The organism is Streptomyces sp. GL_148 (assembly GCF_057834205.1).
In genome coordinates this window covers 1,518,184-1,535,042 of the sequence record NZ_CM174396.1, presented here as the reverse complement: position 1 = coordinate 1,535,042, position 16,859 = coordinate 1,518,184, and the positions used below count along the sequence as shown (strand labels likewise).

15 protein-coding genes are annotated in these 16,859 nt (G+C 70.2%); all 15 read left to right on the top strand.

What is annotated here, in order from left to right:
- Positions 1-54: 54 nt before the first annotated feature.
- The 15 genes from pyrR to metK all read left to right on the top strand — a co-directional run bounded on the left by pyrR (position 55) and on the right by metK (position 16,826).
- The gene (gene pyrR, locus AC3IYI_RS06980; protein ID WP_489409366.1) at positions 55-651 is read left to right on the top strand and encodes a bifunctional pyr operon transcriptional regulator/uracil phosphoribosyltransferase PyrR; all 597 of its coding nucleotides are present in this window, start codon (positions 55-57) and stop codon (positions 649-651) included.
- A 145-nt stretch (positions 652-796) separates the two neighbouring features.
- Positions 797-1,789, top strand: coding sequence for an aspartate carbamoyltransferase catalytic subunit (locus tag AC3IYI_RS06975; RefSeq protein WP_489409365.1), 993 nt, complete (start codon positions 797-799; stop codon positions 1,787-1,789).
- Positions 1,790-1,791: 2 nt separating this feature from the next.
- Complete coding sequence (locus AC3IYI_RS06970; RefSeq protein WP_399452857.1) at positions 1,792-3,078, top strand: dihydroorotase; 1,287 nt, start codon at positions 1,792-1,794, stop codon at positions 3,076-3,078.
- Positions 3,075-3,656 carry a PH-like domain-containing protein gene (locus tag AC3IYI_RS06965; RefSeq protein ID WP_489409364.1) on the top strand — a complete coding sequence of 194 codons (582 nt, stop codon included), beginning with the start codon at positions 3,075-3,077 and terminating at the stop codon, positions 3,654-3,656. Before AC3IYI_RS06970 ends, AC3IYI_RS06965 begins: the two co-directional genes overlap by 4 nt.
- Positions 3,653-4,816 (top strand): glutamine-hydrolyzing carbamoyl-phosphate synthase small subunit, encoded by a 1,164-nt coding sequence (carA, locus tag AC3IYI_RS06960; protein ID WP_489409363.1) that lies wholly within the window; start codon positions 3,653-3,655, stop codon positions 4,814-4,816. Before AC3IYI_RS06965 ends, carA begins: the two co-directional genes overlap by 4 nt.
- Positions 4,809-8,117 carry a carbamoyl-phosphate synthase large subunit gene (gene carB, locus AC3IYI_RS06955; protein WP_489409362.1) on the top strand — a complete coding sequence of 1,103 codons (3,309 nt, stop codon included), beginning with the start codon at positions 4,809-4,811 and terminating at the stop codon, positions 8,115-8,117. The genes carA and carB overlap by 8 nt, the downstream gene beginning before the upstream one ends.
- A 125-nt stretch (positions 8,118-8,242) precedes the next feature.
- Positions 8,243-9,352 carry a quinone-dependent dihydroorotate dehydrogenase gene (locus AC3IYI_RS06950; RefSeq protein ID WP_489411456.1) on the top strand — a complete coding sequence of 370 codons (1,110 nt, stop codon included), beginning with the start codon at positions 8,243-8,245 and terminating at the stop codon, positions 9,350-9,352.
- A gap of 47 nt (positions 9,353-9,399) precedes the next feature.
- Complete coding sequence (gene pyrF, locus AC3IYI_RS06945) at positions 9,400-10,200, top strand: orotidine-5'-phosphate decarboxylase (RefSeq protein WP_489411455.1); 801 nt, start codon at positions 9,400-9,402, stop codon at positions 10,198-10,200.
- Positions 10,201-10,707: 507 nt separating this feature from the next.
- The gene (locus AC3IYI_RS06940) at positions 10,708-11,565 is read left to right on the top strand and encodes a dihydroorotate dehydrogenase electron transfer subunit (protein ID WP_489409361.1); all 858 of its coding nucleotides are present in this window, start codon (positions 10,708-10,710) and stop codon (positions 11,563-11,565) included.
- A 26-nt stretch (positions 11,566-11,591) separates the two neighbouring features.
- Positions 11,592-12,527 carry a dihydroorotate dehydrogenase gene (locus AC3IYI_RS06935; protein WP_489409360.1) on the top strand — a complete coding sequence of 312 codons (936 nt, stop codon included), beginning with the start codon at positions 11,592-11,594 and terminating at the stop codon, positions 12,525-12,527.
- A gap of 245 nt (positions 12,528-12,772) precedes the next feature.
- Positions 12,773-13,096: an integration host factor, actinobacterial type gene (gene mihF / locus AC3IYI_RS06930; RefSeq protein ID WP_243334344.1), complete on the top strand. Its 324-nt coding sequence runs from the start codon at positions 12,773-12,775 to the stop codon at positions 13,094-13,096.
- 61 nt (positions 13,097-13,157) lie between these two features.
- Positions 13,158-13,721 (top strand): guanylate kinase, encoded by a 564-nt coding sequence (gene gmk, locus AC3IYI_RS06925; RefSeq protein ID WP_478689580.1) that lies wholly within the window; start codon positions 13,158-13,160, stop codon positions 13,719-13,721.
- Between the two features lie 79 nt (positions 13,722-13,800).
- Positions 13,801-14,073: a DNA-directed RNA polymerase subunit omega gene (gene rpoZ / locus AC3IYI_RS06920; RefSeq protein ID WP_004948662.1), complete on the top strand. Its 273-nt coding sequence runs from the start codon at positions 13,801-13,803 to the stop codon at positions 14,071-14,073.
- A gap of 119 nt (positions 14,074-14,192) precedes the next feature.
- Positions 14,193-15,422: a bifunctional phosphopantothenoylcysteine decarboxylase/phosphopantothenate--cysteine ligase CoaBC gene (gene coaBC, locus AC3IYI_RS06915; RefSeq protein WP_489409359.1), complete on the top strand. Its 1,230-nt coding sequence runs from the start codon at positions 14,193-14,195 to the stop codon at positions 15,420-15,422.
- Positions 15,423-15,617: 195 nt separating this feature from the next.
- Complete coding sequence (metK, locus tag AC3IYI_RS06910; RefSeq protein ID WP_327251764.1) at positions 15,618-16,826, top strand: methionine adenosyltransferase; 1,209 nt, start codon at positions 15,618-15,620, stop codon at positions 16,824-16,826.
- The last annotated feature ends 33 nt before the right edge of the window (positions 16,827-16,859 follow it).

The following is a 16,859-nucleotide window of genomic DNA, read 5'->3' as shown; positions in this document are numbered from 1 at the left end:
ACATCCGACGTCCTTTAAGGTCCGTCCCGTGAGGCGGAGAAGGAGGTCCTTTTCATGGACACCCAGCAGGACCAGCAGGACCGGCAAACAGCTGCCGACGTCATGCGCCCCGTTCTCGAAGCGCAGGACATCGCCCGTGTTCTGACCCGCATCGCCCACGAAATCGTCGAACGCGCCAAAGGCGCCGACGATGTGGTGCTCCTCGGCATTCCCACCCGCGGCGTCTTCCTCGCCCGCCGGCTGGCCGCCAAGCTCGAAGAGATCACCGGTGCGAAGATCCCGGTCGGCTCCCTCGACATCACCATGTACCGCGACGATCTGCGGATGAAGCCGGCCCGGGCGATCGGCCGCACCGAGATTCCCGGCGACGACATCGACGGCCGCCTGGTCGTCCTCGTCGACGACGTTCTCTTCTCCGGCCGCACCATCCGCGCCGCCCTCGACGCACTCGGCGACCTCGGCCGCCCCCGCGCGGTGCAGCTCGCGGTCCTCGTCGACCGCGGCCACCGCGAACTGCCGATCCGCGCCGACTACGTCGGCAAGAACCTCCCCACGTCGCTGCGGGAGAACGTCCAGGTCCAGGTCCAGGAGGAGGACGGCCGCGACGCCGTGCTGCTCGGCCAGCGGACCGACCGGGCAGCCGGGCAGTAGCCCCTGACGACGGCCGGGCCCCTCGGGGTCCGCGCCGGAGCCTGCCCTGCCCGCACCCCAGCCCGTCTGCCCTCCCCACGGCTTTGACCTCACCACGGCTTTGACCTCACCACGGCTTTGACTCACCGACTTACGGAGCACCCGGATGAAGCGCCACCTCATCTCGGCCGCCGATCTCACGCGCGACGATGCCGTCCTGATCCTCGACACCGCCGAGGAGATGGCCCGCGTCGCGGACCGGCCGATCAAGAAGCTGCCCACCCTGCGCGGCCGCACGATCTGCAACCTCTTCTTCGAGGACTCGACCCGGACCCGGATCTCCTTCGAGGCCGCCGAGAAGCGCCTTTCCGCCGATGTCATCAACTTCGCGGCGAAGGGCTCCAGCGTCTCCAAGGGCGAGTCCCTCAAGGACACCGCCCAGACCCTGGAGGCCATGGGCGTCGACGCGGTCGTCATCCGCCACCACGCGTCCGGCGCCCCCTACCGCCTCGCCACCTCCGGCTGGATCGACGCCCCGGTGATCAACGCCGGCGACGGCACCCACGAGCACCCCACCCAGGCCCTGCTCGACGCCTTCACCATGCGCCGCCGCCTCGTCGGCAAGGACGCCGGGCTCGGCAAGGACCTGAACGGCCGCCGGATCACCATCGTCGGCGACATCCTGCACAGCCGGGTGGCCCGCTCCAACGTCCACCTGCTGCACACCCTCGGCGCCCAGGTCACCCTGGTGGCCCCGCCCACCCTGGTGCCCGTCGGCGTCGAGGCCTGGCCGTGCGAGATCTCGTACAGCCTGGACGAGGTGCTGCCGAAGTCCGACGCCGTGATGATGCTGCGCGTGCAGCGCGAGCGGATGAACGCGGCCTTCTTCCCGACCGAGCGCGAGTACTCCCGCCGCTACGGCCTGGACGGCGCCAGGATGGCCCGTATGCCCGAGCACGCCATCGTGATGCACCCCGGCCCGATGGTCCGCGGCATGGAGATCACCGCCGAGGTCGCCGACTCCGACCGCTGCACGGTCATCGAGCAGGTCACCAACGGTGTCTCGATCCGCATGGCCGTCCTGTACCTGCTGCTCGGAGGCTCCGAGCCGGCCGTCACCACCACCACCAGCACGCCCCGCACCGAGGAGAGCAAGTAAAGATGAGCAAGATCCTTATCCGTGGCGCGAAGGTACTCGGTGGCGACGTCCAGGACGTCCTGATCGACGGCGAGACCATCGCCGCCGTGGGCACGGACCTCGACGCCGGCGACGCGACCGTCATCGAGGCCGCGGGCCAGGTCCTCCTCCCCGGCCTCGTCGACCTCCACACCCACCTGCGCGAGCCGGGCCGCGAGGACTCCGAGACCGTCCTCACCGGCACCCGCGCCGCCGCCTCCGGCGGCTACACCGCCGTCTTCGCCATGGCCAACACCTTCCCCGTCGCCGACACCGCCGGCGTCGTCGAGCAGGTGTGGCGCCTGGGCAAGGAGTCCGGCTACTGCGACGTACAGCCGATCGGCGCCGTCACCGTGGGCCTGGAGGGCAAGCAGCTCTCCGAGCTGGGCGCCATGCACGAGTCCGCCGCCCGCGTCACCGTCTTCTCCGACGACGGCAAGTGCGTGGACGACGCCGTGATCATGCGCCGCGCCCTGGAGTACGTGAAGGCCTTCGGCGGCGTCGTCGCCCAGCACGCCCAGGAGCCCCGCCTCACCGAGGGCGCCCAGATGAACGAGGGCATCGTCTCCGCCGAGCTCGGCCTCGGCGGCTGGCCGGCCGTCGCCGAGGAATCGGTCATCGCCCGCGACGTCCTGCTCGCCGAGCACGTCGGCTCCCGCGTCCACATCTGCCACCTCTCCACCGCCGGCTCCGTCGAGATCATCCGCTGGGCCAAGTCCCGCGGCATCGACGTCACCGCCGAGGTCACCCCGCACCACCTGCTCCTCACCGACGAGCTCGTGCGCTCGTACAACCCGGTCTACAAGGTCAACCCGCCGCTGCGCACCGAGGCCGACGTCCTGGCCCTGCGCGAGGCGCTCGCCGACGGCACGATCGACATCGTCGCCACCGACCACGCCCCGCACCCGCACGAGGACAAGGACTGCGAGTGGGCCGCCGCCGCCATGGGCATGGTGGGCCTGGAGACCGCGCTCTCCGTCGTCCAGCAGACGATGGTGGAGACCGGACTGCTCGACTGGGCGGGCGTCGCCGAGCGGATGTCCTTCGCCCCGGCGCGCATCGGCAGCCTTCCGAACCACGGACGCCCCGTCTCGGCAGGTGAACCCGCGAACCTGACCTTGGTCGATACCTCGTACCGTGGTGTCGTGGACCCCGCACACTTCGCCTCCCGCAGCCGCAACACGCCTTACGAGGGCCGTGAGCTGCCGGGGCGCGTCACTCACACCTTCCTGCGGGGCCGGGCAACGGTCGTGGACGGGACGCTGGCGTGACACCTGCAGTAATCCAACTGGCCGCCGAGGCGACACAGAAGTCGGCGGAGGTGACGGACTGGGGCGCCCGCATCGCGTGGGTGATCGGTCTGCTCGTCTTCATCGCGTTCGTGTACTGGCTGATGCGGCAGGGCTGGAAATGGCGCGGCACCCTGCAGAGCGATCTGCTGGAGCTGCCCGCCGCCCCCGGCGGTCTCCCCGAGCACCGGCTGGCCCTGACCGGCCGGTACCACGGGTCCACCACCGCCGGGCAGTGGCTCGACCGGATCGTCGCCCACGGACTGGGTGTCCGCAGCCGGGTCGAGCTCACGCTCACCGATGCGGGCCTCGACGTGGTCCGTCCGGGTGCCACCGACTTCTTCGTACCGGCCGCGCAGCTGCGCGGCGCCCGCCTCGACAAGGGAATCGCGGGCAAGGTACTCACCGAGGGCGGTCTCCTCGTCGTCACATGGGCGCACGGCGACAGGCTGATCGACTCCGGATTCCGCTCCGACCGCGCGGCGGAACACGCCGCCTGGGTCGAAGCGATCAACCTCATGAACCACTCAATCACCACGACGGAAGGCGCCGAACGATGACGACCTCCACCAGGGGAGCAGCCAAAGCTCCCGCCGTACTCGTCCTGGAGGACGGTCGGATCTTCCGCGGCCGCGCCTACGGCGCTGTGGGGGAGACCTTCGGCGAGGCCGTGTTCTCCACCGGCATGACCGGCTACCAGGAGACCCTCACCGACCCGTCGTACCACCGGCAGGTCGTCGTGATGACCGCCCCGCACGTGGGCAACACCGGCGTCAACGACGAGGACCCCGAGTCCTCCCGCATCTGGGTCGCCGGGTACGTCGTACGCGACCCCGCCCGCGTCCCCTCCAACTGGCGCTCGGTGCGCTCGCTGGACGAGGAACTCGTCAAGCAGGGCGTCGTCGGGATCTCCGGCATCGACACCCGCGCCCTGACCCGCCACCTGCGCGAGCGCGGTGCCATGCGCGTCGGCATCTTCTCGGGCGAGGCCTGGGAGGGCGTGCGCGACGAGGCGCTGCTGGCCAAGGTCCAGGCCGCCCCGCAGATGAAGGGCGCCGACCTCTCCGCCGAGGTCTCCACCAAGGAGACGTACGTCGTCCCCGCGATCGGTGAGAAGAAGTTCACCGTCGCCGCCGTGGACCTCGGCATCAAGGGCATGACCCCGCACCGGATGGCCGAGCGCGGCATCGAGGTGCACGTGCTCCCCGCCACCGCCACCGTCGAGGACGTGTACGCGGTCAACCCCGACGGCGTGTTCTTCTCCAACGGCCCGGGCGACCCGGCCACCGCCGACCACGCGGTCTCCGTCATGCAGGGCGTCCTCGCCCGCAAGACCCCGCTGTTCGGCATCTGCTTCGGCAACCAGATCCTGGGCCGCGCGCTCGGCTTCGGCACCTACAAGCTGAAGTACGGCCACCGCGGCATCAACCAGCCGGTGCAGGACCGCACCACCGGCAAGGTCGAGATCACCGCGCACAACCACGGCTTCGCCGTGGACGCGCCCCTCGACAAGGTCTCGGAGACCGCCTACGGCCGCGCCGAGGTCTCCCACGTCTGCCTGAACGACAACGTCGTGGAAGGCCTCCAGCTGCTCGACCAGCCGGCCTTCTCCGTCCAGTACCACCCCGAAGCCGCCGCCGGCCCGCACGACGCCGCGTACCTCTTCGACCGCTTCACGTCTTTGATGAACACCGCCCAGATGGAGGCCGATCGTGCCTAAGCGCACCGATATCCAGTCCGTCCTGGTCATCGGCTCCGGCCCGATCGTCATCGGCCAGGCCGCCGAGTTCGACTACTCCGGGACCCAGGCCTGCCGCATCCTCAAGGCCGAGGGCCTGCGGGTGATCCTGGTGAACTCCAACCCCGCCACGATCATGACCGACCCGGAGATCGCCGACGCCACGTACGTCGAGCCGATCACCCCCGAATTCGTCGAGAAGATCATCGCGAAGGAGCGCCCCGACGCGCTGCTCCCGACCCTCGGCGGCCAGACCGCGCTGAACACCGCCATCTCCATGCACGAGCAGGGTGTGCTGGAGAAGTACGGCGTCGAGCTCATCGGCGCCAACGTCGAGGCGATCAACAAGGGCGAGGACCGCGACCTCTTCAAGGGCGTCGTCGAAGCCGTCCGCGCCAAGATCGGCTACGGCGAGTCCGCCCGCTCGGTCATCTGCCACACGATGGACGACATCATCCAGGGCGTCGACACCCTCGGCGGCTACCCCGTCGTCGTGCGCCCCTCCTTCACCATGGGCGGCGCCGGTTCCGGCTTCGCCCACAACGAGGAAGAGCTGCGCCGCATCGCCGGCCAGGGCCTCATGCTCTCCCCGACCACCGAGGTGCTCCTGGAGGAGTCCATCCTCGGCTGGAAGGAGTACGAGCTGGAGCTGATGCGCGACACCAAGGACAACGTCGTCGTCGTCTGCTCCATCGAGAACTTCGACCCGATGGGCGTCCACACCGGTGACTCGATCACCGTCGCCCCGGCGATGACGCTCACCGACCGCGAGTACCAGCGGCTCCGCGACATCGGCATCGCGATCATCCGCGAGGTCGGCGTCGACACCGGCGGCTGCAACATCCAGTTCGCGATCGACCCGGTCGACGGCCGCGTCATCGTCATCGAGATGAACCCGCGCGTCTCGCGCTCCTCGGCGCTCGCGTCGAAGGCCACCGGCTTCCCGATCGCCAAGATCGCCGCCAAGCTGGCCATCGGCTACACGCTCGACGAGGTCCCCAACGACATCACCGAGAAGACGCCGGCCTCCTTCGAGCCGTCCCTCGACTACGTCGTCGTCAAGGCCCCGCGCTTCGCCTTCGAGAAGTTCCCGCTGGCCGACGCCACCCTCACCACCACCATGAAGTCGGTGGGCGAGGCCATGGCCATCGGCCGCAACTTCACCGAGGCCCTGCAGAAGGCCCTGCGCTCGCTGGAGAAGAAGGGCTCGCAGTTCACCTTCGTCGGCCCCACCGGCGACAAGGAGGAGCTCCTCGCCACCGCGGTCCGCCCCACCGACGGCCGCATCAACACCGTCATGCAGGCCATCCGCGCCGGCGCCACCCAGGAAGAGGTCTTCGAGTACACGAAGATCGACCCCTGGTTCGTCGACCAGCTCTTCCTCATCAAGGAGACCGCGGACGAGCTGGCCGCCGCCGACAAGCTCCACCCCGAGCTGCTCGCCGAGGCCAAGCGCCACGGCTTCTCCGACAGCCAGATCGCCGAGATCCGCGGCCTGCGCGAGGACGTCGTCCGCGAGGTCCGCCACGCGCTGGGCATCCGCCCGGTCTACAAGACGGTCGACACCTGCGCCGCCGAGTTCGCCGCGAAGACCCCGTACTTCTACTCCTCGTACGACGAGGAGTCCGAGGTCGCCCCGCGCGAGAAGCCCGCGGTCATCATCCTGGGCTCCGGCCCGAACCGCATCGGCCAGGGCATCGAGTTCGACTACTCCTGCGTCCACGCCTCCTTCGCCCTCAGCGACGCCGGCTACGAGACCGTGATGGTCAACTGCAACCCGGAGACCGTCTCCACCGACTACGACACCTCCGACCGCCTGTACTTCGAGCCGCTGACGCTCGAAGACGTGCTGGAGATCGTCCACGCCGAATCGCTGGCCGGCCCCATCGCCGGTGTCATCGTCCAGCTCGGCGGCCAGACCCCCCTGGGCCTCGCCCAGGCGCTCAAGGACAACGGCGTCCCCGTCGTCGGCACCCCGCCGGAGGCCATCCACGCCGCCGAGGACCGCGGCGCCTTCGGTCAGGTCCTCGCCGAGGCCGGCCTGCCCGCCCCCAAGCACGGCACCGCCACCACCTTCGCCGGCGCCAAGGCCATCGCCGACGAGATCGGCTACCCCGTCCTCGTACGCCCCTCGTACGTGCTCGGCGGCCGCGGCATGGAGATCGTCTACGACGAGGACCGGCTGTCCTCGTACATCGCCGAGTCCACCGAGATCTCGCCGACCCGCCCCGTGCTGGTCGACCGCTTCCTCGACGACGCGATCGAGATCGACGTCGACGCCCTCTACGACGGCACCGAGCTCTACCTCGGCGGCGTCATGGAGCACATCGAGGAAGCCGGCATCCACTCCGGCGACTCGGCCTGCGCCCTGCCCCCGATCACGCTCGGCGGCTACGACATCAAGCGGCTGCGCGCCTCCACCGAGGCCATCGCCAAGGGCGTCGGCGTCCGCGGCCTGATCAACATCCAGTTCGCGATGGCGGGTGACATCCTCTACGTCCTGGAGGCCAACCCGCGCGCCTCCCGGACCGTCCCCTTCACCTCGAAGGCGACCGCCGTACCGCTCGCGAAGGCCGCCGCCCGCATCTCGCTCGGCACCACCATCGCCGAGCTCCGCGAAGAGGGCATGCTCCCGAAGACCGGCGACGGCGGCACCCTGCCGCTCGACGCGCCGATCTCCGTCAAGGAGGCCGTCATGCCGTGGTCGCGCTTCCGCGACATCCACGGCCGCGGCGTCGACACCGTCCTCGGCCCGGAGATGCGCTCCACCGGCGAGGTCATGGGCATCGACTCCGTCTTCGGCACGGCGTACGCCAAGTCGCAGGCCGGCGCCTACGGCCCGCTGCCCACCAAGGGCCGCGCCTTCATCTCGGTCGCCAACCGCGACAAGCGCACGATGATCTTCCCGGCGCGCGAGCTCGTCGCCCACGGCTTCGAGCTGATGGCCACCTCCGGCACCGCCGAGGTCCTGCGCCGCAACGGCATCAACGCCACCGTCGTGCGCAAGCTCAGCGAGGGCGAGGGCCCGGACGGCGAGAAGACCATCGTCCAGCTCATCCACGACGGCCAGGTCGACCTGATCGTCAACACCCCGTACGGCACCGGTGGCCGCCTCGACGGCTACGAGATCCGTACGGCCGCCGTGGCGCGCGGAGTCCCGTGCCTCACCACGGTCCAGGCGCTCGCCGCGGCCGTCCAGGGCATCGACGCGCTCAACCGCGGGGACGTGGGCGTCCGCTCGCTCCAGGAGCACGCGCAGCGGCTGACGGCGGCCCGCGACTAGGTCCCCGCCAGGGATCCAACAGCCCGTACGGCCCGTAGAGGGGAGGGGGACACCGTCCAGCGCGATGCGCGACGGTCGTCCCCCTCTTCATGAGCTTCATGAGCGGACAAGGGAACTCCTGCACGATGTACAAAACCTTCTTCAACCTGGTCTTCAAGCGCATGGACCCGGAGCAGGCCCACTACATGGCCTTCCGCTGGATCCGCCTCGCGGCCCGCACCCCGGTCCTGCGCACCTTCGTCGCCGCCTACCTGGCACCCCGGTACGCGGCCCTGCGCACCGAGGCCCTCGGACTGCGGATGCACGGCCCCTTCGGGCTCGCGGCCGGCTTCGACAAGAACGCCGTCGCCATCGACGGCATGTCGATGCTCGGCTTCGACCACATCGAGATCGGCACCGTCACCGCCGAGCCCCAGCCCGGCAACCCGAAGAAGCGGCTGTTCCGGCTGGTCCCGGACCGCGCGCTGATCAACCGCATGGGCTTCAACAACGAGGGCTCGGCGGCCGTGGCGGACCGCCTGGCGGCCCGAGTGCCGGTCTTCAAGACCGTCGTCGGCGTCAACATCGGCAAGACCAAGGTCGTCCCCGAGGAGGAGGCCGTCGCGGACTACGTCGCCTCCACCGAGCGCCTCGCCCGCCACGCGGACTACCTCGTCGTCAACGTCTCCTCCCCGAACACCCCGGGCCTGCGCAACCTCCAGGCCACGGAGTCGCTGCGGCCCCTGCTGAGCGCCGTGCGCGAGGCCGCGGACCGCGTCGTCACCGACCGGCGGGTCCCGCTGCTCGTCAAGATCGCGCCGGACCTCGCGGACGAGGACGTGGACGCGGTCGCCGACCTGGCCCTGGAGCTGGGCCTGGACGGCATCATCGCGACGAACACGACGATCGCCCGCGAGGGCCTGGGCCTGAAGTCCGACCCCTCGCTCATCAAGGAGACCGGCGGCCTGTCCGGCGCCCCGGTCAAGGAGCGCTCCCTGGAGGTCCTGCGCCGGCTGTACGCCCGCGTCGGCGACCGGCTGGTCCTGGTCGGCGTCGGAGGCGTCGAGAACGCCGAGGACGCCTGGCAGCGGATCCTGGCCGGCGCGACCCTGGTCCAGGGCTACAGCGCCTTCATCTACGAGGGCCCCTGCTACGCCCGCGCCATCCACAAGGGCCTGGCCGCGCGCCTGGCCGCCAGCCCGTACGCGACGCTCGCCGAAGCGGTGGGCGCGGAAACCCGAAAGGCCGCCCTGTGACCTCTGCGACTCCTGTGATCCCCTTCGGTACGCGGCTGCGCGAGGCGATGGACACCCGCGGGCCGCTCTGCGTGGGCATCGACCCGCACGCGGCGCTGCTCGCCTCCTGGGGCCTGAACGACGACATCGCGGGCCTGGAGAAGTTCTCCCGCACGGTCGTCGAGGCGCTCGCCGACTCGGTCGCGGTCTTCAAGCCGCAGGCGGCGTTCTTCGAGCGGTTCGGCTCGCGCGGGATCGCGGTACTGGAGCAGACGGTGGCCGACGCCCGTGCGGCGGGCGCGCTGGTCGTCATGGACGCGAAGCGGGGTGACATCGGCTCGACGATGGCCGCGTACGCGGAGACCTTCCTCTCGCCCTCCTCGCCGCTCTTCTCCGACGCGCTGACGGTCTCCCCGTACCTCGGCTACGGCTCGCTCGCCCCCGCGGTGGAGCTGGCGCGGGAGTCGGGAGCCGGTCTGTTCGTCCTGGCCCTGACCTCCAATCCGGAGGGTGCGGAGGTGCAGCGGGCGGTGCGGTCGGACGGCCGGTCGATCGGCGCGACGATGCTGGCGCACCTGGCGGCGGAGAACGCGGGCGCCTCCCCGATGGGCTCCTTCGGAGCCGTGGTCGGGGCGACCCTCGGGGACCTGTCCTCCTTCGACCTGGACATCAACGGGCCGCTGCTGGCCCCCGGCATCGGGGCGCAGGGCGCTACCGCGGCGGACCTCCCGGCGGTGTTCGGCTCGGCCGTCCGCAATGTCGTCCCGAACGTGTCGCGGGGCGTCCTGAAGCACGGGCCGGACGCGGCTGCGCTCAGGGCTGCCGCCCGGACCTTCGCGGACGAGATCCGCACCGCCGTGGCGGCGTAGCAGACACCCCGCTGCGCGGGGCTGGTCCCCTACCCGCCCTTCCACCGTTCCCCGGAGCTCCGCCCCGGACCCGCTGCCGCGTGCGGCGCCGTTGCCGGGGGCCAACCCCCGGACCCCCGCTCCTCAAACGCCGGAGGGGCTGGATTTTGGCCGGCGTCAGCCTCTGCGCGCACGCCATGGCGGGCTGGATTGCCCGCAGGGCAATTCCAGCCCCGCCGGCGTTTGAGGCGCGGGGTCCGGGCGCAGCCCGGCACCCTTCCAGCCCGTCCGGCGCTTGAGGACCGGGGTCCGGGCAGAGCCCGGCTGGGGGTCCCCCCGGACGGAGTCTGGGGGATGGTGGAAGGGCGGGGCGGGGACTCTGCCCCGCGCAGTGGGAGTCCGTGGCGCGGGCCGGGGGCAGGGCGTACGGCCCGGAGGGTCAGGGCTTCGGACCGGTGTGGTGCGGGGTGGGCCCGGACGATCATGGGGTGGGGGGTCACGGCCCCTACCCCGGACGGAGCGCCCCGCGTGCCCCCAGTACAGACCGTCGCCACGATCCGGCGGATCACGCCCGTCGGGGCCTACCACCACCTGGTCCTCGACGCCCCCGGCGTCACCGGTGTCCGCCCCGGCCACTTCGGCGCCCTCGCCATCGGCGGCCGGGATGCGAGCACACTGCTCCGCCGCGCCTTCTCCATCCACCGCGCCGACCCCGACACCGGCACCGTCGAGTTCGTCTTCGCCGAGGCAGGCCGCGGGACCAGGGCGCTCGCAGCGCACCGGCCCGGGGACACCGTCGACCTGATCGCCCCCCTCGGCACCCCCTTCCCGCTCCCCGACGGCCCGGTCGGCGCGGTCCTCGTCGCCGGCGGCTACGGCAGCGCCCCGATGTTCGCCCTCGCCGAGGAGATCCTCGGGCGCGGCGGCCGGGTCGCCTTCGTCCTCGGCGCGGCCACCGAGGACCGGCTGTTCGGGGTCGACCGGGCCGAGGCCCTCGCCGAGCACGTGTACGTGGTCACCGACGACGGTTCGGCGGGACGACGGGGACGGGTCACCGACGTGCTCCCCGAGGCCATCACGGTGACCGGAGCCACCGAGGTCCACTCCTGCGGCCCGATGGGCATGCTCAAGGCCGTCACGGAGATCGCCACCGCCGCCGGAGCCGCCAGCCACACCGCCGTCGAGGAGGCCATGGCCTGCGGGATCGGGATCTGCATGAGCTGCGTCCTGCCCGTCACCGGCCCGGGTGGCGTCACCCGTTTCCTTCGCTCCTGCACATCCGGACCCGTCTTCGACGGCACCACCGTCCGCTGGGACGCCGCCGGAACCCTGCCCGACGACCTCGAAGGCGCTGCCGCCATGACCCCGAAGGCGAGCGACCGGTGAATCCTCTGAACCCGGAGGACGTGGACATGTCCGCACCCCTCGGCGGCGACGTCACCCTCCCCAACCCCGTCTCCACCGCCTCCGGATGCGCCGGCTACGGTCGGGAGCTGCACCGCTTCACGCCCCTGCACGAGCTCGGCACCATCACCACGAAGACGGTGATGCCGTACGTCCGCTCCGGCCGGGCCACTCCGCGGATGGCCGAGACCCCCAGCGGGATGCTGAACTCCATCGGACTCCAGGGCTCCGGCATCGACCACTTCGTCGAGCACGAGCTGCCCTGGCTGGCCGAGCGCGGGGCACGGGTGCTCGTATCGGTCGCGGGGGAGCGGACGGAGGAGTTCGCCGAGGCGGCCGCCCGGCTGACCGGGCAGCCCGGCGTGGTCGGTATCGAGGCGAACATCTCCTGCCCGAACGTCGCGGACCGCGGCCTCGTCTTCGCCTGCGACGCCGACGCCTCCTTCGAGGTGGTCACGGCGGTCAAGGCGGCGGCCGACCCCGCACTGCCCGTCTACGCCAAGCTGACCCCCGATGTGACGCGGATCACCGACATCGCGGCCGCCTGTACGGAAGCGGGCGCCGACGGGCTCTCGGTGATCAACACCGTCCTCGGGATGGCCATCGACACCGACACCATGCGCCCGGCCCTCGCCGGGGTCACCGGAGGCCTCTCGGGTCCGGCGATCCGGCCCGTCGCCGTCCGCTGCGTCCATCAGGTCCACGGCGCGATGCTGGCCGGGGCCGTCCGGCGGGTCCCCATCCTCGGGATGGGCGGGATCGCCTCCGGCCGGGACGCGCTCGAATTCGTGCTCGCCGGTGCTTCGGGCGTGGCGGTGGGGACCGCCTTGTTCAACGACCCGTCCGCGCCCCTGCGGATCCGCGACGACCTGCGCGCGGCACTCGCCGCACGCGGTTTCGGGGCGTTCGAGGACGCCGTCGGAGTGGCTCATCGCACTCTCTGACGAAATTCGAACGTCTTTCACCGGACAAATCCGGGGTGGTTTGTCCGTGATGTACCGTTCAGCGGAGGCTGACCAGGACTTTTCGTCCGTTCTCGCTGACTGGAGCGGTCATGGCCGCTAGTCTCCGAGCAGAGTCAACGAGCAGCGATCGAGCACCACCGCTGTTCGGGCGCTCGCCTGGTGTGATGCCTTCAGGCATTCCACTGGTCCGTATCCGACAGTTCGACATCCGAGGTGACGTAGGCGTGGCTCTTCCGCCCCTTACCCCTGAACAGCGCGCAGCAGCGCTCGAAAAGGCCGCCGCGGCTCGCCGGGAGCGGGCCGAGGTGAAGAATCGACTCAAGCACTCCGGCGCCTCCCTGCACGACGTCATCAAGCTGGGGCAGGAGAACGACGTCATCGGCAAGATGAAGGTTTCCGCTCTCCTGGAGTCCCTGCCTGGCGTCGGCAAGGTGCGAGCCAAGCAGCTGATGGAGCGCCTCGGCATCTCCGAGTCCCGGCGTGTCCGAGGTCTCGGTTCCAACCAGATCGCCTCTCTGGAGCGTGAGTTCGGGGGCAACGCCGCCTAAGGCGTCGTCCGAAGTTCTCCCGGCGTTCTCAGGCAGTCCCGAGAAGCTGGATAATCGCTCTATGGCAGCAGAGGTTCGTCCGCGGCTGACCGTGCTCTCCGGCCCTTCGGGGGTCGGCAAGAGCACGGTCGTCGCGCATATGCGCAAGGTTCACCCCGAGGTCTGGCTCTCGGTGTCGGCCACCACCCGCAAGCCGCGGCCCGGTGAGCGACACGGAGTCCACTACTTCTTCGTCAACGACGACGAGTTCGACAAGCTGATCGCCAATGGCGAGCTGCTGGAGTGGGCCGAGTTCGCGGGCAACCGCTACGGCACACCGCGCGGCGCAGTGCTGGAACGCCTGGAGAACGGCGAGCCGGTCCTGCTGGAGATCGACCTCCAGGGCGCACGGCTCGTACGCGAGTCCATGTCCGAGGCACAGCTGGTCTTCCTGGCTCCTCCGAGCTGGGACGAGCTGGTCCGCCGGCTCACCGGCCGGGGCACCGAAACCGCGGAGGTCGTCGAGCGTCGGCTCGGCGCCGCCAAGATCGAACTGGCTGCCGAATCCGAGTTCGACACCACCCTGGTCAACACCTCGGTCGAGGACGTGGCGCGCGAGCTGCTAACGTTGATGAATGTCGTCTGATCGTTGACCGGTGTTCAACCGGTCTGGACGGTCTGAATCCGACACTTTTAGGTCTTACCCCATCTTCGGAAGGTAGAGCGTGTCCTCTTCCATTACTGCGCCCGAGGGCATCATCAACCCGCCGATCGACGAGCTGCTCGAGGCCACGGACTCGAAGTACAGCCTCGTGATCTACGCGGCCAAGCGCGCGCGTCAGATCAACGCGTACTACTCGCAGCTCGGTGAGGGCCTGCTCGAGTACGTCGGCCCGCTGGTGGACACCCACGTCCACGAGAAGCCGCTTTCGATCGCGCTGCGCGAGATCAACGCGGGTCTGCTGACCTCCGAGGCCATCGAGGCCCCGGCTCAGTAAGGCACGAGTTTCCTTTCACCACAGGCCCGGCAGAACATCTGCCGGGCCTGTGGTGTGTCATAGGTGTCATAGGTGTCGTGCAGGTGTGACTGCGGTCATCAGCCGAAGGGGCGTGTGTGGTGGGTAAGCCGAAGGTCGTGCTCGGAGTCAGCGGCGGGATCGCCGCTTACAAGGCGTGCGAGCTGCTGCGCCGGCTGACCGAGTCCGGGCACGACGTACGCGTGGTGCCGACGGCGGCGTCGCTGAACTTCGTCGGGGAGGCCACCTGGGCCGCCCTTTCCGGGAACCCGGCCTCCACCGAGGTCTGGGAGAGCGTCCACGAGGTGCCGCACGTACGCATCGGGCAGGGCGCCGATCTCGTCGTCGTGGCCCCGGCCACCGCCGACATGCTGGCCAAGGCCGCCCACGGGCTGGCCGACGACCTGCTCACCAACACGCTGCTCACCGCGCGCTGCCCCGTGGTGTTCGCACCCGCGATGCACACCGAGATGTGGGAGCACCCGGCCACCCGGGAGAACGTGGCCACGCTGCGCCGGCGCGGCGCCGTGGTCATCGAGCCGGCCGTCGGCCGCCTCACCGGCAAGGACACCGGCAAGGGACGGCTGCCCGACCCCGAAGAGATCTTCGAAGTGTGCGTGAACGTATTGAGAAGGCACGGCCTTGCCCGTGGGGTGGTCGAGCCCGACCTCGCCGGCCGGCACGTGGTGATCAGCGCGGGCGGTACGCGCGAACCGCTGGACCCGGTTCGCTTCCTCGGCAACCGCTCCTCCGGCAAGCAGGGCTACGCCCTCGCCCGTACCGCGGTCGCCCGCGGGGCCCGGGTCACCCTGATCTCCGCCAACACCGCGCTCGCGGACCCGGCCGGGGTGGACCTCGTACGGGTCGGGACGGCCCTGCAGCTGCGCGAGGCCGTGCTCAAGGCGGCCGCGGACGCCGACGCGGTGGTGATGGCCGCGGCCGTGGCCGACTTCCGGCCGGCCGAGTACGCGGGCGGGAAGATCAAGAAGAAGGACGGGCAGGAGCCCGCTCCCGTCGCCCTCGTACGCAATCCGGACGTTCTCGCGGAGATTTCCGCCGACCGCGCCCGGGAGGGTCAGGTCGTGGTCGGTTTCGCCGCCGAGACCGACGACGTACTCGCCAACGGGCGGAGCAAGCTCCTCCGCAAGGGGTGTGATCTTCTCGTCGTCAATGAGGTGGGTGAGGCGAAGACCTTTGGTTCCGAGGAGAACGAAGCGGTCATCCTGTCCTCCGATGGGAGTGAGCTCGCCGTCCCCTACGGTCCGAAGGAATCGCTCGCAGACGTGATTTGGGATCAGGTGGCACCGCGCATCGGCGCGCGACGCGCCTGAGCGGAGGCCCTTTCCGCAGGCTGATCCTTGGGTAAGAATGGAGTGTCGCAGGTCACACGGCTCCCACAGGGCGAGACGGGTGGTCCGGCGAACGGTGGCGACCGATAAACTGCAGCCGGAACGTGATCGGGCGCAGCCTCCGATGTGGTTCCACCAATATTTCAGCCAGCAGCCGCTGCAACCCCAGGGAGCGTTGTGTCCCGTCGTCTCTTCACCTCGGAGTCTGTGACCGAGGGTCACCCCGACAAGATCGCTGACCAGATCAGCGACACCATTCTCGACGCGCTCCTCACCGAGGACCCGACCTCGCGCGTCGCCGTGGAGACCCTCATCACCACCGGTCTCGTCCACATCGCGGGAGAGGTGACGACGAAGGCGTACGCCCCGATCGCGCAGCTCGTCCGCGACAAGATCCTCGAGATCGGCTACGACTCCTCGAAGAAGGGCTTCGACGGCGCCTCCTGTGGCGTCTCGGTGTCCATCGGCGCGCAGTCCCCGGACATCGCGCAGGGCGTCGACACCGCCTACGAGAAGCGCGTCGAGGGCGACGAGGACGAGCTCGACAAGCAGGGTGCCGGCGACCAGGGCCTGATGTTCGGGTACGCCTGCGACGAGACCCCCGAGCTCATGCCGCTCCCGATCCACATCGCGCACCGCCTCTCCAAGCGGCTGTCCGAGGTCCGCAAGAACGGGACCATCCCGTACCTGCGTCCCGACGGCAAGACCCAGGTCACCATCGAGTACGACGGCGACAAGGCCGTCCGCCTCGACACGGTCGTCGTGTCCTCGCAGCACGCGGCGGACATCGACCTGGACTCGCTGCTCGCCCCGGACATCCGCGAGTTCGTCGTCGAGCACGTGCTGAACCAGCTCGTCGAGGACGGCATCAAGCTCGACACCGAGGGCTACCGCCTGCTGGTCAACCCCACCGGCCGCTTCGAGATCGGCGGCCCGATGGGCGACGCCGGCCTGACCGGCCGCAAGATCATCATCGACACCTACGGCGGCATGGCCCGTCACGGCGGCGGCGCCTTCTCGGGCAAGGACCCGTCCAAGGTCGACCGCAGCGCCGCGTACGCCATGCGCTGGGTCGCCAAGAACGTGGTCGCCGCCGGTCTGGCCTCGCGCTGCGAGGTCCAGGTCGCGTACGCGATCGGCAAGGCCGAGCCCGTCGGTCTGTTCGTGGAGACCTTCGGCACGCACAAGGTGGACGTCGAGAAGATCGAGAATGCCATCGGCCAGGTCTTCGACCTGCGCCCGGCCGCGATCATCCGCGACCTCGACCTGCTGCGCCCGATCTACGCCCAGACCGCCGCCTACGGCCACTTCGGCCGCGAGCTGCCGGACTTCACCTGGGAGCGCACCGACCGCGTGGACGCCCTGCGTACCGCTGTCGGCCTGTAGGACCCGCCTGATCGACGGACGGCCCCTGACCCT